Genomic DNA, 17,287 nt, shown 5'->3' with positions numbered 1-17,287 from the left:
GTATTGTCCTCGGCCTTTCGTTCACCGGTTGAGATGAACCAGTCCAACGTTTTGCGGTCTTCGTCGGAAAGCTCGACAACGTGTTTCTTCGCGCTCATTCCGATAGATAGGTGCTCAGAGAGCTTAAACTAGCAGCTTAACGGTTGCAGCTACACTAAGCGCGTCGTGTGTGAGAAACCGAATTTCGAACTCCCACGTGTTGGGCGTCCCAGTGGCACTCAGGAGTTGTCCTTCAAGATCGATAATTCCCTGGAAGAATACGTCACGCTTGACGTTCCAATCCAGCGAATACAACCGCTCGGTGTCATGGCGGGTCACTTCGACGATGTGACCGACGGACGGATGATTCTCGACGTTTTGCTCGAACGATTCCCGAACCTCGTCGCTCACGGAAAAAAAGGAACGGCTTTCTCACCCATCGGAACCATGTTTTCGAGTTCGATCAGTCCGCTGGCTTCCAAGTCGAGGATCCGGCCGAGTTCGAACGAATCGGCCGGGATTCGAAGATGCGCAATGACTGCCATTCCTTGAGAGAGGATGGAGTTCAAGGTAAGTAAATAGGGCGGCATGGTGCACCACCCTCGCGAAAACACCATGGTGTACCATGCACAACGGCACACCTATGGGTATGGCGTCTCTTTGGGATACTGGACCGAACGCTCTGCACGAAGTGAAACCATGCTGATGTGGTCGTGACTTAGCACTCTCTCCCCTTCGGGTCAAGGATCGTGGCCCACCCACCATGACACGTGATCAACTCGATGATGTTACGATTACCAGTTCCGATGAATTCGAGGCTATCCTCGCGGAAGCGGTCGAGAAGGCCGTCGAGACGGAGGTGGACGTTCGCGGTGCCTGGGAGTTTCGAACGCGAGGATCGACCTACGACTGGGAAGTACAAATCACCGAACTGGCCAGAGACGCTGATCAAACAAAGGAATAACCGATGTATACAGACCCAACGGAGTTCGGCGACTCAGTGAGCGTCGGGGTCGTGATGGCCGTCGCAGAGCGAGAGGGGACCACTCCCGAGGAGTTGCGACCGTTACCTGACGTTGTCGATCCGGACGCGCTTGACACACTGTGTACCGCGGGTGAAATCTCGGTCACGTTTCCATACAAAGGATATGTCGTCACCGTCACCGCCGGTGAGTCGATCCATCTCGAAAAGCGCTCCCGATCCTGATTTGGATGCGCAATCGAGAATTCGTCCTGTAACGAACCCCTTCTCCAAATTTATCAATCAATATTCTTACATAGCCACTGTATTCATACCACCATGTTTTCTGCTCGACCGATTTGCTCTGATTGACTCTTGGGGGTGTCGTGCTCCATTCGTACCCTGTACTGAACGATCTCCGCCTTCGTAACTCAAGCCGAGTCTCGTGCACTATTTGCGCCCTACATCTTGCACAGTAGCAAAAACACCATCTCAAACTGATAGAACCCCAGCGATTAGTTCGCACCTGCAGTGAGCACATAGAGGAAGCGGCGAACGCGGGTATGAGAACCGTTGTATGACTCCTCACCGTTGTCCAGAGTCAGGTCAGTCGTCGCTGGGCGTCGCGTCGGGGCGGTACGCCCGGCTGATCGCCTTCCACTTGTCGGTCGAAAAGCGCCAGTAGTTGATCGCCGCGGGGACCGCGGTTTCAGAGATGAAGCCCAGATAGAGCCCGACCAGCCCGAGCGCGGGGATCGAGAACCCGCCGAGGGGAACGGCGACGCTACCGAGCAGCGGCACCGAGACGGCGGGGGGGATCGAGAGCCCGGCGGCCCCGAGATAGGCCAGGGGAATCGCACAGCCGAACATCCCCGCGGCCTGGCTGTAGAAGGTCCATTGGGTGTCGCCGCTGGCCTCGAGAGCGCCGGAGGCGCCACTGGAGATCCCCTTGAGCGGGATCGCGAAGCAGGCGGCGTAGACGAGACCGATCCCGATCTCGACGACGGCGGGGTCGGAGGCGTCGCCGACGAAGGCGTTGACGATCGGCTCGGCGAACGCGAAGACGATGACCGCCGAGAGGAAGTAGGTGGCAAAGGCAAACAGCATGATCTCCCGGCCGTAGGACTCGGCGGCCCCCTCGTCGTTGGCCCCCAGTTCCCGGCCGACGAGGCTCGAGGCCGCCAGCCCGAAGCCCCAGCCGGGGACGTTCATCAGCCCCCAGATCCGCCGGGCGATGACGTAGGCCGCGACGGTGTTCTGTCCGAAGATGTCGACGATCCCGAGCATCGGAAACTCGGCGACCGTCCAGACCAGCCCCCGGGCCATCACGGGGAGACCGATCTCGATTAAGTCCCGAAGCGTGGCGAGGTGGAGGTAGCTCCCGAGGGGATCGACCCGGACCGGAAACGAGCCCAGACCGGGAAAGCGCCCGGCGACGAGCGCGACGGCGAACGCGGAGGCGGCGGCGGCGTTCGAGAGCACGGTGCCCATCGCGGCGCCGACGACGCCGAACTCGAGGACGAAGATGAACGTCGCGTTGAGCACGATGTTCGCGACCGCGCCCCCGCCCCGGAACATCATCGGCGTCCGGGCGTCGTCCAAGCCGACGAAGATCCGGCTCCCGACGAGGTTCAGACCGGCGAAGGGGATCCCGAAGCCGACCACCCGCAGGTAGTCCGCGCCGAGGCGGATCGCCTCGGCGTCGTCGGAGATCAGCGAGATCAGTTCCGTGGGATAGCGCCAGAAGACGACGGTCAGCGGCAGCGTGAAGACGAGAACGAGCAGGGCGCTCGACCGGACCGCCTGGCCGAGTTCGCCGTAGGCCTCGGCGCCGTAGCGCTGGGAGACGAGCGCGATCGTGCCGCCGGCGATCCCGCCGCCGATGCCGAAGGCCAGTCCCCAGAAGGGCGAGGCGAAGCCGACGCCCGCGATCGCGGCCGGGCCGACGGCGATCCCGACCATCGCGACGTCGACGGCGTTCTTCGACATCCGGGCGATCCCGGTGACGATCCGGGGCCAGGCGAGGTCGGCGGTCCGGCGCGCGCGCTCGCCGCCGATCAGCCCGAGGCGGGCGAGCCCGAGGCCGATGTAGAGGATGAGCAGTCTGATGGGGTTCGGGGGACGGTCCACTGGGTTCGACCGCGCTTGTCAACGCGAGCAAAAAGACCCTCGAAAGCCGGCAGTCGCGACCGCTTCCGGTCAGCAAACGATCGACACGGGCGTCCGTGTCCGACGCCCGACCGGCGGGAACCGCTCCGGTCGGCCCGATCGGACCAGTCGGCCCGGTCCGCCCGGCCCATCCGATCCGCCGAGAACGACGAGTGGCGGCCGACCCACGGGACGAGCCAGGGGGTAGCATTATCCGACGGACCGCCCAACCACCCCGCATGCCAGAACACGTGTTGGTGCCGATCGACGGCTCGCCCCAGTCGACGGAAGCCCTCGAGCGCGCGACCGACCTGTTCCCCGAGGCGAGGATCACGCTGTTGTACGTCGCGGACCCCACCGAGGAGGAGTCGGGGCTCCTCGAGGGACCGGGCGGGGGTGCCAGCGGCGAACGCGACCGCGACCGGGCAGAACGGCTGTTCGAGGCCGCGACGGCGGGCCTCGACGCCCCGGACGCGACGATCGAGACCGAGGTCGTGACCGGCTCCCCCTGGCGGGAGATCGTCGAGTACGTCGAGCGCGAGGTCGTCGACCACGTCGTGATGGGCAGCCACGGCCGGGACGGCGCGGCACGGCTCCTGCTGGGTAGCGTCGCCGAACTCGTCGTCCGCCGGTCGTCGGCCCCCGTGACGGTCGTGAAGTAGGTTATGGAACCGCTCTGGCCCACGCGTCGGTCCGGACCGCTCGGCGCCGGCGACCGGCCGCGAGCACGCGCCCGCTGCCGGCATCAGCGAGGGCGGTGACCAGTCCCGGCCCGCCGGAGTCGACGACGGTCCGGCCGACGGTCCCGACCCACCCGCTCCCCCGCCGGACGCCGCCGGCGAGGACTCCCTCGGGGCCGTGACCCGCCGCGAGGAGGGGGGTTCCCGGCAGGCGTTCGCGCCAGACCCGGTCGCCGCCCGCAGTGGAAGCCGCGACGAACCCGTCGCCCCCGACCCCTGGTCGGTGTGGCCGGGAGAACTGGCGGTCGCCCGGGTCGACCTCGGAGGCGACCGTGCCGACGGCGAGCAGGTCGTACCCCGCGGCGTCGCTGGTCGCGAGCGCGTGGACCTGGGTCGGTTCGCCGTCGAAGCGGTCCTCCCAGCGCACGCCGCCCGCGGGATCGATTCCGAGGAGCCACCCCCGTGGGTCCCCCACCTCGCGGGGGTCGTAGTGGCCCCCGACGACGTACCCGCCGTCGACGGCCACGGCTCCACGGAAAACGTCCCGGAGACTCGTCCGCTCTACGTCGCGGTCGGTCGCGGGGTAGAGGCGCTGCCAGCGGACCCGGCCCCCGGCGTCGAGCGAGACGAGCCAGCCGGCGCCCCCCAGCATGATCCCCGGGGACCCCATCCCACAGAGGAGGTAGCCCTCCTCGGTCGCGACCCCGCCGGCGAGGTAGCCGTAGGCCAGGTGGGGCGAGAACTCCCCGGCCGAGCGCTCCCAGCTCACTCGCCCGTCGGAAGCGATCCGGACCAGCCGTCCGACGTAGACGGCCACGCTGTCGTGGTAGGTCCACCCCACCAGAAGCGCCCCGTCGCCGTCGGGCGCCGGGAGGACCGCCGAGATCCCGTCCTGTGGGATCGGGCCCAGCACGTCCGCCTCAAGGGCTTCCCGTTGATCGTCGGAGACGTATCGGCGGCGCCAGACGACCTCGCCGCCGGCCGCCAGCCGGGCGGCGAAGCCGGCGCTGGGCTCGCCCTCGGCCGCGACGGTGCCGGCGAGGACCGCCCCGTTCCCGACGGCGACCGCGCCGTTGACCGTGCCGAACCGGGAGCCGCCGTCGGTCCACTCCCATCCCTCTCGAGCCCCGGCTGCCGCCCCGGCCGGAGCCGTCGCCGTGCCGGCGGCCGCGGCCATCGCCCGGAGGAACCGCCGTCGGTCGATCCTCGACATGGCGTCCCGTTCGGGGAGCCGCCCCATCAATCATTTTTCGCTCGACGGTGACTCTCCGCGAGCGATGGAGGTCCCCGATTTCTGGCCGAGAGAACGCCCTTCATCCCTTTTGCGTACCCCACCACAATCAGCAGGTGTCAATGAGAGAGGGAGACAGCGGACGAACGGTGATGGGATCGACGATCGGACGGCGCCGGTTCCTGGCGGCCGGCGCGAGCGCCGCCGGCGTCGCGCTCGCGGGCTGTTCGGCCATCGCGGACTTCCTCGGGGGGATGTTCCTAGAGGACGTCAACGTGTTCAACGGCACCGACCGGGAGCTGTCGGGTTCGATCGAGATGCTCGATCCCAACGGCGACGTCGTCCTCGAGGAACGCTTCGACCTGCCATCGAGCGAGAGTGACGGCGACGATGGCGGCAACGAGAGCGACGGAGGCGACCGGGAGTCGATGGGGATCTACGAGGACGTCCTGACCGACTCGGGGGAGTACACGGTGTCGATCGAACTCGACGGGGTGGTCGGCGGCGAGAGCGGGGCGACCGAGACGGTCGAGGTCGCGAGTCCCGACGAGGAACACGTCACGGTGTTCGTCGGCGCCGACGAGGCGGGCGACTCGATCGTGGTCGCCGTCATCGAGGAGTTCAGTGACTTAGAGGAGTACGACGACGAGTTCTCGGAGTAGCTGCTGGGGAGGACGACCGGGATTCGGGTAGCTGGCGGGCGGTTCTCGAACGGCATCGGAAACCGTCGGACGGGTTTAGAGGTCCGCGGCCCGGAACCGCCGGTAGCCGACGGCGAGCGGGACCGCGATCCAGCCGACCAGTATCACGAGAGCCATCCACCAGCCGACGTAGACGGGGACGTCGCCGACGTAGCGCCCGGCCAGGGAGACGTCGAATCCGGCCCGGAGCAGGCGGTAGTAGGACTCGCTGGGTTTGATCAGCCGGAACAGAAGCGCCCAGTCGGGGATGTCGGTGAGGACGGCGAACTCGAAGCGATGGAGGACGAGCAGCGTCAGCGAGTGGAGGTTGTCCCAGAGCTGGACCAAGAGGAGGTAGCCCCCGAGCGCGCCGAACGTGATCCAGCGGTCGGCGGTGGTCGACAGCGAGAGCCCGACCGCGACCCCGACGAACGCGAGCCCGTAGAGCGCGCTCGCGGCGAGAAACAGCGGGTATGCGACCGTTCCCTCGGTGCCATAGAGGACGACGCCGCCGACGCCCGCGAGGGCAAGGGCCAGAAGCGTCGGCGCGAGGAGGACGAGAGAGCGGCCGACGAGGGTCCCGACGACGAGGTCCGACCGGGAGTGGGGAAAGGAAAGGGTGAGGTGGAGGCTTCCGCTGGTCCGCTCGTGGACGACCGACTTGTAGCCGATCAGGAGCGAGAGCACCGGGAGGAAGACTCCGACCACCCCCGCGAGTCCGGCGACGAACGCCGGGAAGGTCTCCTCGCCGAGGTAGCCGTGGCCGACGGTGTACCCCCCGAAGACGACGATCAGGAGGGCCACGAGGAGCCAGAGCGTCCGCGACCGGCTCGCGTCGTGGAGGTCCTTGTAGGCGAGCGCGCGCCAGCTCACGGGAGATCACTCCCCGCAAAGCGGAGGTAGGCGAGCCCCATCGGTATCGTCGCCCAGCAGACGAACGCCACCAGAGAGACGTCCCAGCCCAGGTACCACGCCCCCTCGAGACTGCCGCCGGGATCGACGCTCGTGACGAGCCGGGTGTAGACCGCTCCGGGCTCCATCGCGACGAGAAACTCGACCGCGCCGGGAAGCTCGCCGTCGAGGATCCCCGCACTGTTCAGCCCCGTTTCGAGGGCGTCGGCCGCGGTCTCCCAGGCGAAGACGAACAGGAAGAAGACCCCGAAGGCGACCACGAGCGCGCGCCGTTTGGTGGCGACGACCAGCGAGGAGGCCACCCCGATCCCCGTCCAGATCATCCCGAAGACGACGGTGAGGCCGACGAACGCGAGCGACCGGGGGAGCTCGAGCTCGCCGAAGGGGTAGACGACGAGCGCGCCGGCACCGATCATCGCGACCACGATGGCCGCCGCGAGGACGCCCGCCCGGCCGAGGAACTTCCCCAGGATCACGTCCCCCCGGCTGTGGGGCAAGGAAAGCGACAGCAGGAGCGCGCCCGACTCTCGTTCGCTCACGACGGCGTTGTAGCCGATCAGGACGCCGATCAGCGGGAGCAGGGTGGCGAGCCAGCCGACGACGAACCCCGAAAAGCGCGCGGTCGTGATCGGCTCGGTCCCGAACAGCGGGTAGACGTAGGCGCCGAGCATGACCACCGCCACCAGCAGCGCCAGGAGGTATTTGACCGACTTGGCGCCGACCGTGAGCCGGCCGTCCTGGCGGGCGAGAACCGTCCAGCTCATCGCCCCGCACCGGTGTACTCGACGAACATGTCCTCCAAAGAGGCCTCCTCGGTCCGGAAGTTGAGGACGTCGAGACCGGCCTCGTGGAGCGCGACGATGACATCCATCTTCGCGTCGTTCGTACAGGTGATCTCGACGGTCGATTCCTCGGTCGCGACCGCCGTATCGACCCCTTCGACGGCCCAGATCGTCTCGAGGGTTCCGTCCTCGAGTCTGTCGAGGGTGATGACGAGTTTCGTCCCCCCGCCCATCGTCTCCCGGAGCCCCTCGATCGTGTCCAGGGCGACGAGTTCGCCGTCCTGGAGGATCGCGACGCGATCGCAGACCGCCTCGACCTGTTCCAAGATATGACTCGAGAAGAAGACGGTCGCCCCCCGTTCGTTCTCCTCGCGGAGGATCTCCCGGATCTCGGCGGCGCCGTTGGGATCGAGCCCGGTCGTGGGCTCGTCGAGCAGGAGGAGGTCGGGCTCGCCGACGAGGGCCATCCCGAGGACGAGCCGCTGGGCCATCCCCTTCGAGTAGCCGCTTGCCTTCCGGTCCGCGGCCTCGCGGATCCCTACCCGGTCCAGCACGTCGATCGGGTCATCGTCGGCCGCTTTCGACCTGATCGCGTACTCGACGTGCTGGCGGCCGGTCAGCCGGTCGAACGTCGAATACCCTTCCGGGAGGACACCGATCCGCGAGCGGGCGGCGACGCCCTCGCCCTGGCAGTCGTTGCCGAACAGCGAGACCGAACCGTGACTGGGCTTGACGAAATCCAGCAACATATTGATGAACGTCGACTTCCCGGCCCCGTTGGGGCCCAGAAAGCCGAACGTCTCCCCCTCCTCGACCGTAAGATCCACCCGATCCACCGCCTGAAGCGTTCCGTAGCGCTTCGAGACCTCGTTCGCGTCGATCGCCACCATGCCCTCCTTTCGCGAGGGGAGAACCTTAAAATGGGAGGCGCGACTTCCCCGCCGGAAACACCTCGAAGCCCGTCGGGTGATCGATCGCGACGGCTCGGTTCTTGAGGACGTCCGTTCGAGCTACCTGCTCTCGCGTTGTTCGACCTTGTTCAACTCGATCAGCAGCCGAAAGATCGCCTTCACGAGGTTCGCGTCGACGTCGAACCGATCGGCGTTCTCGCCGGCACGTTCCATCACCTGTGTCTCCTGGCTCTCGTCGGTCGTCGGCAGCCCCTCTTCTTCTTTGACCCCCGCGATCGTGTCGGCGACGTACGTCCGTCGGGCGATCAGCTCGACGATGTCGCCGTCGATCTCCCGGATCTCCTCGCGGAGGTCGTCGAGTTCCGCGTCCTCGGGCATCGCCACGCCGTCTCCATGCCCGATCTCCCCCTCGCCGTCGGTGTCGGTCTCTCTGGTCATGTCTGGATCCGTGTGCCGTCGTTTCTGGTCTCGAGCAGCCGCGTCGTCCCGGGCCGCTCTGCCCACGTCTCCCGAACCTCCTCGAGAGCCGTCCGGTCGCCGACCGCCACGTAGCTCGGCCCAGTCCCCGACAGCGAGACGCCGTCGGCGTGCGGGAGGGCCTCGATCGTCGGCCCGGTCGGCGCCTCCAGGGCGGCCGAGAACGCGAGGCCGTTGACCGTCATCGCCTCGCCGTACCGTTTCTCGAGGGCGAGTTCGTAGACGAGGTCGGCCATCGGCGCGACCCGCTCGCAGGAAGCGACGTTGGCGTCGGCGCTGAACGCCCGCTCGGGGGGCGTGTAGACCAGCGCCTGCCAGTCGACCTCCTCGCGGACGAGCAGTTCGTCGGTCGCGTTGTCGGTCACCGTCACGCCCCCCAGCATGCTCGCGCTGGCGTCGTCGAAGGCACCGGTGACCGTCACGCCGGTTTCGCGGGCGGCCTCGACGCCGAGCCGGCAGGCATCGATCCGGTCTACCGAGTCGGCGACCCCCAGGGCGTCGAGCGTCGCGAGGGTGGCGGCGTTGGCGGCGGCGCTCGAACTCTTCAGCCCGGAGGCCATCGGCACCTCGCTCTCGGTGCGGACGCGGGCGCCGGTTGCATCGAAGCCCGCGTCGGCGGCGTAGCGATCGACCGCGAGTTCGACGCAGCGTTCGATCAACGCGGCGTCGGCGTCGGGCCGGTCGGCGATCTCTCCCTCGACCCGGCCGTCGTCGGTCAGGGAGACGGTCGCGGTCGTCTCGAGGTCGATCGCGAACGCGGCACCCTTCCGGGTCGCGAGCGCGTTGAGCACCGTTCCGGCCGCGGGGGCCCTGGCCCGGCCGTCCATACCGGGACTCTCTCCCAGGGCGTATTTACGGCTGGCGGTTCCCGCGAACGCGGCGCTTTTCCCCGGTCGGTTCCAACCGGGGGCCATGAGCGCCAGAAACGACGTCCCGCCGAGCACCCTCGGCGTGGAACTCGTCGACGGCGGCGTCGTCGTCGAGTACACCGACGGCCGGGAGACGTTCTACAACGGCGTCCCCGAGCCCGAGACCGGATCGGTCCGGACCCCGCCCGGCAAGGAGGTCCACGTCCTCGTTACCGACCCCGACGGCGTCTCCGGGGTCATGACCTACGTCAACGACCGCAACACCCACGACGACATCCTCGAGTCGACCGGCGTCGGCCGGGTCATGCTCGGCACGGACGAGGAGACCGAGCTGTTCCCCGGAGTCTCGGTCCGGACGGAGGGGTACGCCATCGTCGTCGAGGCCGAGCCCGAGGTCGCCAGCGGCCGGGTGTTCGTCTTCGCGGAGGACGAGATGAGCGAACACGCCTACGAGATCGTCGCGGGAGGGGACGGCGAGGCCGAGTGAGATGCCCCTCTCGAAACACTGGAGGGACCTGAACCGGGAGACCGTCGCCCGTGCGCCCGACCGGATCGGCGTCTACGAACTCGGCGACGACGAGGGGACGGTGCTCGCGGTCGAGTCGGGAGTGCTCGCCGACGAACTCAAGACGGCGCTCGCCTACGGCGACGGCGAGCGGGTCCGCTGGGAGGCGACGGGCTCTCGAGACCGGGCGGCGGAACTGGTCGCAGACCACCGCGAGCGCCTCGAGTCATAGTTCCGGGCTCACAGCTCGGCGGCGCAGTTGCGACAGTAGTCGAATCCCCTTCCGTTTTTGGTCCCACAGGACTCACAGACGGTTCCCTCGGCCGCCACCGACTCGAGGCCCCGCCCGGGGCCGTCCTCGTCGGGGCGCTCCTCGGGGTCGGGCGGCGACTGGTAGTAGCCGTGTTGCTCAAGGACCGTCTGATCGGGGTGGTCACGATCCCCGGCCCGGCCGGGTTGACCGCCGAACCCGTAGCCACCCATCGTTAGGCCGCCGATCTCCCCGCCGTACTTCCAGCTGATCGCCCGGCCGACCATCAGGAGGACGACGCTGACGACGATCCCGGTCAGGTGGCTCGCGGTGAAGTTCTCTATCGAGCCCTCCGGCGGAGAAACGAAGACGTCGACCGCGATCACGAGGAAGACGGCCATCCCGATGAGATAGAACAGCAGACCCACGAGCTGCCAGGCGAGGCCCTTCCCGATCGACGAACGCATCCCTTGCGGGTTCGGTCCCCGGACGTATATACTGTCGGACGGGTCCGGGCCCGGCGGACCGCCCGCGGATCTCGCAGGGATACAAACGCTCAAGGGCCCCTGCTGTGACCTCCGAGCATGCGAATCGGCTGCTTCCGCGCGGAGGGGGAACGACGAATCGGCGTGTTCGAGGACGGCGAAGTGCGGGACGTCACCGGGGAGTTCGACACGTTCCGGGACGCCCTCTCCCGGCCCGGCGACGCCGCCGGCGTCGGAGGCGACACCTTCGACACCGGGGAGATCACCTACCTGCCGCCGACGACGGACGAGAACACGGTGTTCTGTGCGGCGCTGAACTACGAGGCCCACGCAGAGGAGTCCGACATCGAGGTCCCCGAGTGGCCCCTGGTCTTCCTGAAACTCCCCCGGACGCTGGTGGGCCACCGCGAGCCGATCAGCTACCACACCCGCGTCACCGACGAGATCGACTACGAGGCCGAACTCGCCGCGGTCATCGGCGAATCGGCTCGCCACGTCGAGAGCGACGAGGCCCTCGAGTACGTCGCGGGCTACACCATCCTGAACGACACCTCCGCGCGGGATCGCCAGCTGGGCCTCGAGATGGGTGGCGACCGCCTGCTCGACTGGTTCTCCGGGAAGGCGATGCAGGAGACGACGCCCGTCGGCCCCTACGTCGTCACGGACGGGATCGAGGACCCACAGGACCTCGCCATCGCCTCGCGGGTCAACGGCGAGACGATGCAGGACGATAATACCGGAATGATGATCCAGTCGGTCGCCGACCTCGTTGCCTTCGTCTCCTCGCGGGTCCGCCTCGAACCGGGTGACATCATCGCGACGGGGACCCCCGAGGGCGTCGGAACGTTCCAGGACATCCAGCTCTACCCCGACGACACCGTCGAGGTGGACGTCGAGGGGATCGGCACCCTCGAGAACACCGTCGAGGAGGTCCGGGAGTAGTAGGCCTTACTGGATGTAGGAGGGACCCTCGGCGTCACAGTGGCGCTCGTGTTCTTCGGCCTCGGAGCGGTCGTCGAACAGGAGTCCACAGTCCTCGCACTCGAACCAGGTGGCGCCGTCGCGCTCGGTGTCCACGACCATGGCTACCGAAGAACGTCCGGAAGGAAAGGCGTTTCTCCCGGACGGGGAAATTCTCAAGACCGCCCCTCCGAAACGGGTGGTATGAGCGAATCCGACGGCGGTGGGGACGAACGGGGAGTCTCGCTTTCGGTTCGGGCCGCCGAGAAACGGGACGCGGGACGGGGAGTGGCCCGGATTCCCGAGGCCGCACGCAAACGCCTCAGGGTGTTGAGCGGCGACGACGTCGCCATCGAGGGCGAGCGGACGACCGTCGCGAAGCTGTGGCCCGCGGACCCGACGGTGCCCGAAACAGTCGTCCAGATCGACGCCGACACCCGCGCGAACGCGGGCGTCCACGTCGGCGACACGGTCACCGTCCGGACCGTCGAGGAGTCGGACGTCCGGGAGGCGCGGTCGGTCACCCTCGAAGCACCCCCATCGCTGCCCACCGAGGACCGCCCGCTGGCCGAACGCGCCGCCGCCCGCGCGCTCGAGGGCCGGCCGATCCGGGCGGGCGAACGCCTCCGGATCGAGGGCGCGGGAGCGGCCCCGTTCCGCGTCGCGGACACCGATCCCGCGGGCGACGTTCGGGTCGGCTCCGGAACCGAGTTCCGGGTGCAGACCGGCGCCGCACCGAAGGAAGGGACCGACGTGCCCATCGACGCCGGGACGAGTGGCGGTCGGGCCGGCGACGGCGACGCCGACCGCCCCTCCGGCGTGACCTACGAGGACATCGGCGGGCTGGACGACGAACTCGAACTCGTCCGGGAGATGATCGAGCTTCCCCTCTCCGAACCCGACCTCTTCCGGCGGCTCGGGGTCGATCCGCCCTCGGGCGTCCTCCTCTACGGTCCGCCCGGAACCGGGAAGACGCTGATCGCACGCGCGGTCGCAAACGAGGTCGACGCGACGTTCCTCACCGTCTCCGGCCCCGAGATCATGTCGAAGTACAAAGGCGAGAGCGAGGAGAAGCTCCGGGAGGTCTTCGAGCGCGCCCGCGAGAAGTCGCCGACGATAATCTTCTTCGACGAGATCGACTCGATCGCGGGCGAACGCTCCGACGAGGGTGACGCCGAGAGCCGGGTCGTCGGCCAGTTGCTGACGCTGATGGACGGCCTCGACGCCCGCGGCGAGGTGATCGTCATCGGGGCGACCAACCGGGTCGATTCGCTCGATCCCGCGCTCAGGCGGGGCGGTCGGTTCGACCGCGAGATCCAGATCGGGGTCCCCGACGCACGCGGACGCCGCGAGATCCTCGAGGTCCACACCCGCGGAATGCCCCTCGCCGACGACGTAGACGTCGAGAAGATCGCCGCCCGGACCCACGGGTTCGTCGGCGCGGACCTCGATTCGGTGACCAGCGAGGCCGCGATGGCCGCGATCCGCCGGCGGCCGACCGAGCCCGAGGAGCGAGCGGAGTGGAACCGCGATCCGCGGGTGACGAAAGCCGACTTCGACACCGCGCTCGCGAGCGTCGAGCCCTCCGCGATGCGCGAGTACGTCGCCGAATCGCCCGGAACGACCTTCGAGGACGTCGGCGGACTCGCGGAGGCGAAAGCCACCCTCCGGGAGGCAGTCGAGTGGCCCCTCGTCTACGACCGCCTGTTCGAGGAGACCAACACCGACCCGCCCTCTGGCGTCTTGCTTCACGGTCCCCCCGGAACGGGAAAGACCCTGCTCGCGCGGGCGCTCGCCGGCGAGACCGACGTCAACTTCGTCCGGGTCGACGGCCCCGAGATCGTCGATCGCTACGTCGGGGAAAGCGAGAAGGCGATCCGAAAGGTGTTCGAGCGCGCCCGCCAGGCCGCCCCCTCGATCGTCTTCTTCGACGAGATCGACGCCATCGCGGGCGCCCGCGGCGACGGAACCCACGAGGTCACCGAACGGGTCGTCTCCCAACTGCTGACGGAACTCGACGGGATGGCCGAGAACCCCAATCTGGTGGTGGTCGCGGCGACCAACCGCCGCGAGGCGATCGACCCCGCGCTCCTCCGGCCGGGCAGACTCGACACCCACGTCCTCGTCCCCGAGCCCGATCTCGGGGCCAGAGAGAAGATCCTCGCGGTCCACACCGCCGGCAAGCCCCTCGCCGACGACGTCGATCTCGACGAACTCGCGGCCGACCTCGAGGGCTACACCGGCGCCGACCTGGAGGCGCTCGTCCGGGACGCCTCGATGGCGGCGATCCGTGAGGTCGCCGAGGCGTACGGCCCCGAGGAGGCGAACGACCGCGCCGGGGAGGTCCTGATCGAACGCCGGCACCTGGAGGCCGCGACCGGTCACGTCGATCCGGGCGACTGATACTATCGGATAAAACGGTTCACGGATGGATCGCATGTGAACGGCCGTCGCCGGCGGCGACGGTCCGCGAAGCGCGATCGACCGTTCACTGACTTTTGTCCGGTAGTATGACCTGCTGTGATCGTTAGTCGGCGACCGACCGGAGACGATCCCGAAGCGGGATCCACTCGGCGTCGGGCTCGACTCGGCCGGCGAGGACGGCGTTGCCGACGGCACCGAGGAGGATACAGAGCCCGCCGAGGTAGACCCAGGTCAGAACGATGAGCACCGCGCCCGCGATGCCGTAGAGCTCGACGCCCTCCGAGGTCCGGATGTAGAGCCGAAAGCCCGCCGCGAGGACGACCCAGCTTCCGGCGGCGAACGCGGTCCCCGGCAGCACCTCCCGGAGCGTGACGTCGGTCTGGGGGTAGAGGTAGTACATCGGGAGAAAGGCACAGGCGAGCGAGACGAAAAGCACGACCGGGCTGACCATCCGCCAGAGGAGCCCGTCGATCACGAACGAGAGGCTCACGCCGACGATCCCGGCGAGCCCGACCGCGACCGTGAGCGTCACCGACGTCAGGAGGACGTTGACGACCATGCCCGACAGCGACTGGCGCTTTCGGCCGTCGTAGACGTCCGTGAAGGCGCTGTTGACCGCCCGGAACAGCCGAACGCCGCTCCAGGCGAGGATCAGGAAGGCGAGCACCGTCGCCCGGATCGGGCCCTGGGCGCCGCCGGGCTCGAGTTGGCCCTCGATCGGCGCCGTGTCGATCCCGCTGGTCGCCTCGACGAACCCGAGGAGGGCCTCGCCCGCGTCGAAGACGGTCGTCGCGACCAACAGGAGGATCACCGCCGGCACCAGCGTGTTGAACGCGTGGAAGGCCAGCCCCGCGGCGGTGACCCCGAGCTGGCGCTCCCGGGAGACCGCGAGGACGTCGCGGGCGAAGTCGGCGACGCTCGAGACCATGCCCTCCGTTTCCGCGGAGGGACTCAAATACGTACCGCTACGGGCGGGAGCGCGACGAGCGGTAGTCGACTCACTCGTCGGTGACGACTTCCTTCACGTGGCCGACCGCGCCCGACAGGAGTTCGACTTTCGGGCCCTCGGGCTCCTCGCCGAGGACGGAGCCGACCTCGCCGACGATCGGCTCCTTCTCGGTCGATTCGACGTCCTGGTCGGGCTGGACGACCCGCACAGTCATCCCCTCCCGGAGCGAGTCGGCGTCGGGCGGCGTATCGGTGTCTACCATATTCACTCCTCGACGCGTCCGGTCGAAAAGCGTGATGCCTGCAGTCACCTACTCGTCGTCGAATCCGAGCGCGACCGAGTTGATGCAGTAGCGTTTGCCCGTCGGTTCGGGGCCGTCGTCGAAGACGTGGCCGAGGTGGCCCCCGCAGTTCGCACAGAGGACCTCCGTGCGGTCCATCCCGTTGCTCGTGTCGCGTCGCGTCTCGACCCGGTCGTCGTCGACGTCCGAGAACGACGGCCACCCACATCCGGAGTCGAACTTGGTCTCGGAGTCGAACAGCTCGGCGCCACAGCCCGCACAGACGTAGCTGCCGTCCTCCTTGTGGTCGAGAAACTCCCCCGAAAAGGGCGCCTCGGTCCCGGCTTCCCGGAGGATCTCGTACTCCTCCTCCGAGAGTCGCTCGCGCCACTCGTCGTCGCTGTCGGGAACCGATTCGCCCTCTTCGTACTGGTCCTGGCTCATACCTCCCGGTAGGGGCGAGGGAAGTAAGTGTCTGTCCCCTATCGGCCCGTGATGACGTTCGTGCTCTCGCAGTCGGGACACTGGGTCAGCCGGCCGATGCCTGCGAGGTCTAGGCGCACCCACTGTTCGTCGCCTCCGGGGGCCTCGAACCCGCAGTTCAGACACCGTGACTCGGACGCCGTGGATTCACTCGCCATACGCGGACCTACGTGATCGACCCTCATAGATTTTGCTCGCCGTGGGTATATGTCGCCGGCCCACCACCGTCCGGTCATGGGTCCTCGAACGCGACGAGTACGAACGGGCGGACGGACGGCGGGTGAGCGCCCGTGAGCCGGGTCGCCGTCGTCGGCGGCGGCGTCGCCGGTGCGGGCGTCGCGACTGCGCTCGATGGAGAACGGGAGGTCGTCGTCTTCGAACGCGAGGGCGAACCCGGCGGCCGGACCGCGACCCGCAGGCGTGCCGGCCACGTCTACGACGTCGGCGCGAACTACCACAAGGGCGGCTCCGAACTCCTCGACTCGCTCGACGAGGGCGACCTGATCGACGTCGAGGAGCCCGTCTGGACGTTCGAGGGTGACGGCGAGATCAAACCAGGAGACGACCGCGACGACCACAAGTGGACCTTCGAGGACGGGATCACGATCCTCCCGCGACGGCTCCTCGAACGGGCGAGCGCAACCGTCAGAACCGGAACTGAGGTGACGGGCCTCGAGCGCACGGGCGAGGGAGAATGGGACGTCCTCGCCGGCGGCGGTCGGACGGGTCCCTACGATGCCGTCGTCCTCACGCCGCCGGGGCCGGCGTCGGCGTCGATCCTCGAGCACACGAGCGTCGATTCCGGTACGGACTTCGATCCTGCGGCTCTCGCCGCGGATCTCGAATCGTTTGCGTACCGATCGATCGATTCGTTCGCACTCGCCTACTCCTTCCCGCTCGATCGGCCGTACTACGCCGCCGTCAACACCGACCGCGCCCACGCCGTTGGCTGGCTCGCCCGCGAGGGCGAAAAACGGGGTCACGTCCCCGACGGTCGGAGCCTGCTGATCGTCCAGATGGCCCCCGACTGGTCGGTCGAACACCGGGAGACGCCCGACGGGCGGGCGGCGGAACTCGCGGCCGGCCACGCCGCGGCCCTGCTCGACGACGACCGTCTCGCAGACCCCAAGTGGGCCGAACGGGTCTCGTGGCGCCACGCGCTGCCCGACGACGAGGGGATCGACGCGAACGCGGGCGAGGCGGCGGGTCTGTACGTCGCGAGCGACGCGACCCACGGCGAGGGACGGATTCACGCCTCCCTCGAGGGCGGCTTGGAGATCGGCGATCGGCTCTAACCGGACGGGCGCAGGAACTGCGAGGA

General features: G+C 68.1%; 24 protein-coding genes. 9 read left to right on the top strand and 15 right to left on the bottom strand.

Going from position 1 to position 17,287, the window contains the following annotated elements:
- Positions 1–123 precede the first annotated feature (123 nt).
- Positions 124–390, bottom strand: a complete 267-nt coding sequence (locus LCF40_RS09110; protein ID WP_224828219.1) for a hypothetical protein — start codon at positions 388–390, stop codon at positions 124–126.
- On the bottom strand, positions 387–569 hold the full coding sequence (locus LCF40_RS09105) for a hypothetical protein (RefSeq protein WP_224828218.1): 183 nt from the start codon (positions 567–569) through the stop codon (positions 387–389). Before LCF40_RS09105 ends, LCF40_RS09110 begins: the two co-directional genes overlap by 4 nt.
- Before the next feature lie 173 nt (positions 570–742).
- Here LCF40_RS09105 and LCF40_RS09100 point away from each other — a divergent pair, with 173 nt between their 5' ends.
- Both LCF40_RS09100 and LCF40_RS09095 read left to right on the top strand, forming a co-directional pair.
- Entirely contained in the window at positions 743–943 is a 201-nt protein-coding gene (locus LCF40_RS09100; protein ID WP_224828217.1) for a hypothetical protein, read from the top strand.
- A 3-nt stretch (positions 944–946) separates the two neighbouring features.
- Complete coding sequence (locus LCF40_RS09095) at positions 947–1,186, top strand: HalOD1 output domain-containing protein (protein ID WP_224828216.1); 240 nt, start codon at positions 947–949, stop codon at positions 1,184–1,186.
- A 360-nt stretch (positions 1,187–1,546) separates the two neighbouring features.
- Here LCF40_RS09095 and LCF40_RS09090 read toward each other — a convergent pair whose 3' ends face one another.
- Positions 1,547–3,070 carry an MATE family efflux transporter gene (locus tag LCF40_RS09090; protein ID WP_224828215.1) on the bottom strand — a complete coding sequence of 508 codons (1,524 nt, stop codon included), beginning with the start codon at positions 3,068–3,070 and terminating at the stop codon, positions 1,547–1,549.
- 257 nt (positions 3,071–3,327) lie between these two features.
- Between LCF40_RS09090 and LCF40_RS09085 the strand changes: the two genes are divergently transcribed.
- The gene (locus tag LCF40_RS09085) at positions 3,328–3,750 is read left to right on the top strand and encodes a universal stress protein (RefSeq protein WP_224828214.1); all 423 of its coding nucleotides are present in this window, start codon (positions 3,328–3,330) and stop codon (positions 3,748–3,750) included.
- A 1-nt stretch (position 3,751) separates the two neighbouring features.
- Here LCF40_RS09085 and LCF40_RS09080 read toward each other — a convergent pair whose 3' ends face one another.
- Entirely contained in the window at positions 3,752–4,981 is a 1,230-nt protein-coding gene (locus LCF40_RS09080) for a hypothetical protein (RefSeq protein WP_224828213.1), read from the bottom strand.
- Between the two features lie 140 nt (positions 4,982–5,121).
- Between LCF40_RS09080 and LCF40_RS09075 the strand changes: the two genes are divergently transcribed.
- Complete coding sequence (locus LCF40_RS09075) at positions 5,122–5,661, top strand: hypothetical protein (protein ID WP_224828212.1); 540 nt, start codon at positions 5,122–5,124, stop codon at positions 5,659–5,661.
- Between the two features lie 75 nt (positions 5,662–5,736).
- Here LCF40_RS09075 and LCF40_RS09070 read toward each other — a convergent pair whose 3' ends face one another.
- From LCF40_RS09070 to LCF40_RS09050, 5 genes are all read right to left on the bottom strand, one after another.
- Positions 5,737–6,552, bottom strand: a complete 816-nt coding sequence (locus LCF40_RS09070) for an ABC transporter permease subunit (protein WP_224828211.1) — start codon at positions 6,550–6,552, stop codon at positions 5,737–5,739.
- Positions 6,549–7,355 (bottom strand): ABC transporter permease, encoded by an 807-nt coding sequence (locus LCF40_RS09065; protein WP_114576504.1) that lies wholly within the window; start codon positions 7,353–7,355, stop codon positions 6,549–6,551. The genes LCF40_RS09070 and LCF40_RS09065 overlap by 4 nt, the downstream gene beginning before the upstream one ends.
- Positions 7,352–8,263 carry an ABC transporter ATP-binding protein gene (locus LCF40_RS09060; protein ID WP_224828210.1) on the bottom strand — a complete coding sequence of 304 codons (912 nt, stop codon included), beginning with the start codon at positions 8,261–8,263 and terminating at the stop codon, positions 7,352–7,354. The genes LCF40_RS09065 and LCF40_RS09060 overlap by 4 nt, the downstream gene beginning before the upstream one ends.
- A gap of 120 nt (positions 8,264–8,383) precedes the next feature.
- Entirely contained in the window at positions 8,384–8,722 is a 339-nt protein-coding gene (locus LCF40_RS09055; protein WP_114576506.1) for a chorismate mutase, read from the bottom strand.
- Complete coding sequence (locus tag LCF40_RS09050; RefSeq protein WP_224828209.1) at positions 8,719–9,588, bottom strand: shikimate kinase; 870 nt, start codon at positions 9,586–9,588, stop codon at positions 8,719–8,721. Before LCF40_RS09050 ends, LCF40_RS09055 begins: the two co-directional genes overlap by 4 nt.
- An 85-nt stretch (positions 9,589–9,673) precedes the next feature.
- Here LCF40_RS09050 and LCF40_RS09045 point away from each other — a divergent pair, with 85 nt between their 5' ends.
- Complete coding sequence (locus LCF40_RS09045; protein ID WP_114576508.1) at positions 9,674–10,117, top strand: DUF5796 family protein; 444 nt, start codon at positions 9,674–9,676, stop codon at positions 10,115–10,117.
- 1 nt (position 10,118) lies between these two features.
- Positions 10,119–10,367: a DUF7508 domain-containing protein gene (locus tag LCF40_RS09040; protein WP_224828208.1), complete on the top strand. Its 249-nt coding sequence runs from the start codon at positions 10,119–10,121 to the stop codon at positions 10,365–10,367.
- Between the two features lie 8 nt (positions 10,368–10,375).
- Here the strand turns inward: LCF40_RS09040 and LCF40_RS09035 are convergent, their stop codons facing one another.
- Positions 10,376–10,852 carry a DUF7577 domain-containing protein gene (locus LCF40_RS09035; RefSeq protein WP_224828207.1) on the bottom strand — a complete coding sequence of 159 codons (477 nt, stop codon included), beginning with the start codon at positions 10,850–10,852 and terminating at the stop codon, positions 10,376–10,378.
- 117 nt (positions 10,853–10,969) lie between these two features.
- Here LCF40_RS09035 and LCF40_RS09030 point away from each other — a divergent pair, with 117 nt between their 5' ends.
- On the top strand, positions 10,970–11,812 hold the full coding sequence (locus LCF40_RS09030; protein WP_224828206.1) for a fumarylacetoacetate hydrolase family protein: 843 nt from the start codon (positions 10,970–10,972) through the stop codon (positions 11,810–11,812).
- Between the two features lie 6 nt (positions 11,813–11,818).
- Here LCF40_RS09030 and LCF40_RS23160 read toward each other — a convergent pair whose 3' ends face one another.
- Positions 11,819–11,953 carry a DUF7128 family protein gene (locus LCF40_RS23160; protein WP_255565227.1) on the bottom strand — a complete coding sequence of 45 codons (135 nt, stop codon included), beginning with the start codon at positions 11,951–11,953 and terminating at the stop codon, positions 11,819–11,821.
- Positions 11,954–12,034: 81 nt separating this feature from the next.
- Here LCF40_RS23160 and LCF40_RS09025 point away from each other — a divergent pair, with 81 nt between their 5' ends.
- On the top strand, positions 12,035–14,233 hold the full coding sequence (locus LCF40_RS09025) for an AAA family ATPase (RefSeq protein WP_224828205.1): 2,199 nt from the start codon (positions 12,035–12,037) through the stop codon (positions 14,231–14,233).
- A 124-nt stretch (positions 14,234–14,357) separates the two neighbouring features.
- Here LCF40_RS09025 and LCF40_RS09020 read toward each other — a convergent pair whose 3' ends face one another.
- The 4 genes from LCF40_RS09020 to LCF40_RS09005 form a co-directional block, all read right to left on the bottom strand.
- A complete protein-coding gene (locus tag LCF40_RS09020; RefSeq protein WP_224828204.1) occupies positions 14,358–15,182 on the bottom strand; it encodes a YihY/virulence factor BrkB family protein in 825 nt (274 codons plus the stop codon).
- Positions 15,183–15,252: 70 nt separating this feature from the next.
- Positions 15,253–15,465: a DUF2196 domain-containing protein gene (locus LCF40_RS09015; protein WP_114576514.1), complete on the bottom strand. Its 213-nt coding sequence runs from the start codon at positions 15,463–15,465 to the stop codon at positions 15,253–15,255.
- 48 nt (positions 15,466–15,513) lie between these two features.
- The gene (gene msrB / locus LCF40_RS09010) at positions 15,514–15,927 is read right to left on the bottom strand and encodes a peptide-methionine (R)-S-oxide reductase MsrB (RefSeq protein ID WP_114576515.1); all 414 of its coding nucleotides are present in this window, start codon (positions 15,925–15,927) and stop codon (positions 15,514–15,516) included.
- 38 nt (positions 15,928–15,965) lie between these two features.
- Positions 15,966–16,124 (bottom strand): hypothetical protein, encoded by a 159-nt coding sequence (locus LCF40_RS09005; protein ID WP_198667858.1) that lies wholly within the window; start codon positions 16,122–16,124, stop codon positions 15,966–15,968.
- A 132-nt stretch (positions 16,125–16,256) separates the two neighbouring features.
- Between LCF40_RS09005 and LCF40_RS09000 the strand changes: the two genes are divergently transcribed.
- Positions 16,257–17,261, top strand: a complete 1,005-nt coding sequence (locus LCF40_RS09000) for an NAD(P)/FAD-dependent oxidoreductase (RefSeq protein ID WP_224828203.1) — start codon at positions 16,257–16,259, stop codon at positions 17,259–17,261.
- Positions 17,262–17,287: the final 26 nt, after the last annotated feature.

Origin of the sequence: Saliphagus infecundisoli, from assembly GCF_020177375.1 — an archaeon.
Taxonomy (GTDB): Archaea; Halobacteriota; Halobacteria; order Halobacteriales; family Natrialbaceae; genus Saliphagus; species Saliphagus infecundisoli.
The sequence above is the reverse complement of the archived record's forward strand: the minus strand, read 5'-3'. Positions and strand labels throughout refer to the sequence as shown.

Excerpts from the sequence above, each read along its gene's own strand:
- LCF40_RS09055 (WP_114576506.1), bottom strand. The coding sequence starts at position 8,722 with ATGACCAGAGAGACCGACACCGACGGCGAGGGGGAGATCGGGCATGGA.
- LCF40_RS09065 (WP_114576504.1), bottom strand. The coding sequence starts at position 7,355 with ATGAGCTGGACGGTTCTCGCCCGCCAGGACGGCCGGCTCACGGTCGGC.
- LCF40_RS09080 (WP_224828213.1), bottom strand. The coding sequence starts at position 4,981 with ATGTCGAGGATCGACCGACGGCGGTTCCTCCGGGCGATGGCCGCGGCC.
- LCF40_RS09095 (WP_224828216.1), top strand. The coding sequence starts at position 947 with ATGTATACAGACCCAACGGAGTTCGGCGACTCAGTGAGCGTCGGGGTC.
- LCF40_RS09075 (WP_224828212.1), top strand. The coding sequence starts at position 5,122 with ATGAGAGAGGGAGACAGCGGACGAACGGTGATGGGATCGACGATCGGA.
- LCF40_RS09085 (WP_224828214.1), top strand. The coding sequence starts at position 3,328 with ATGCCAGAACACGTGTTGGTGCCGATCGACGGCTCGCCCCAGTCGACG.
- LCF40_RS09015 (WP_114576514.1), bottom strand. The coding sequence starts at position 15,465 with ATGGTAGACACCGATACGCCGCCCGACGCCGACTCGCTCCGGGAGGGG.
- LCF40_RS09045 (WP_114576508.1), top strand. The coding sequence starts at position 9,674 with ATGAGCGCCAGAAACGACGTCCCGCCGAGCACCCTCGGCGTGGAACTC.
- LCF40_RS09060 (WP_224828210.1), bottom strand. The coding sequence starts at position 8,263 with ATGGTGGCGATCGACGCGAACGAGGTCTCGAAGCGCTACGGAACGCTT.
- msrB (WP_114576515.1), bottom strand. The coding sequence starts at position 15,927 with ATGAGCCAGGACCAGTACGAAGAGGGCGAATCGGTTCCCGACAGCGAC.
- LCF40_RS09005 (WP_198667858.1), bottom strand. The coding sequence starts at position 16,124 with ATGGCGAGTGAATCCACGGCGTCCGAGTCACGGTGTCTGAACTGCGGG.
- LCF40_RS09025 (WP_224828205.1), top strand. The coding sequence starts at position 12,035 with ATGAGCGAATCCGACGGCGGTGGGGACGAACGGGGAGTCTCGCTTTCG.
- LCF40_RS09020 (WP_224828204.1), bottom strand. The coding sequence starts at position 15,182 with ATGGTCTCGAGCGTCGCCGACTTCGCCCGCGACGTCCTCGCGGTCTCC.
- LCF40_RS23160 (WP_255565227.1), bottom strand. The coding sequence starts at position 11,953 with ATGGTCGTGGACACCGAGCGCGACGGCGCCACCTGGTTCGAGTGCGAG.
- LCF40_RS09050 (WP_224828209.1), bottom strand. The coding sequence starts at position 9,588 with ATGGACGGCCGGGCCAGGGCCCCCGCGGCCGGAACGGTGCTCAACGCG.
- LCF40_RS09030 (WP_224828206.1), top strand. The coding sequence starts at position 10,970 with ATGCGAATCGGCTGCTTCCGCGCGGAGGGGGAACGACGAATCGGCGTG.
- LCF40_RS09105 (WP_224828218.1), bottom strand. The coding sequence starts at position 569 with ATGCCGCCCTATTTACTTACCTTGAACTCCATCCTCTCTCAAGGAATG.
- LCF40_RS09040 (WP_224828208.1), top strand. The coding sequence starts at position 10,119 with ATGCCCCTCTCGAAACACTGGAGGGACCTGAACCGGGAGACCGTCGCC.
- LCF40_RS09035 (WP_224828207.1), bottom strand. The coding sequence starts at position 10,852 with ATGCGTTCGTCGATCGGGAAGGGCCTCGCCTGGCAGCTCGTGGGTCTG.
- LCF40_RS09100 (WP_224828217.1), top strand. The coding sequence starts at position 743 with ATGACACGTGATCAACTCGATGATGTTACGATTACCAGTTCCGATGAA.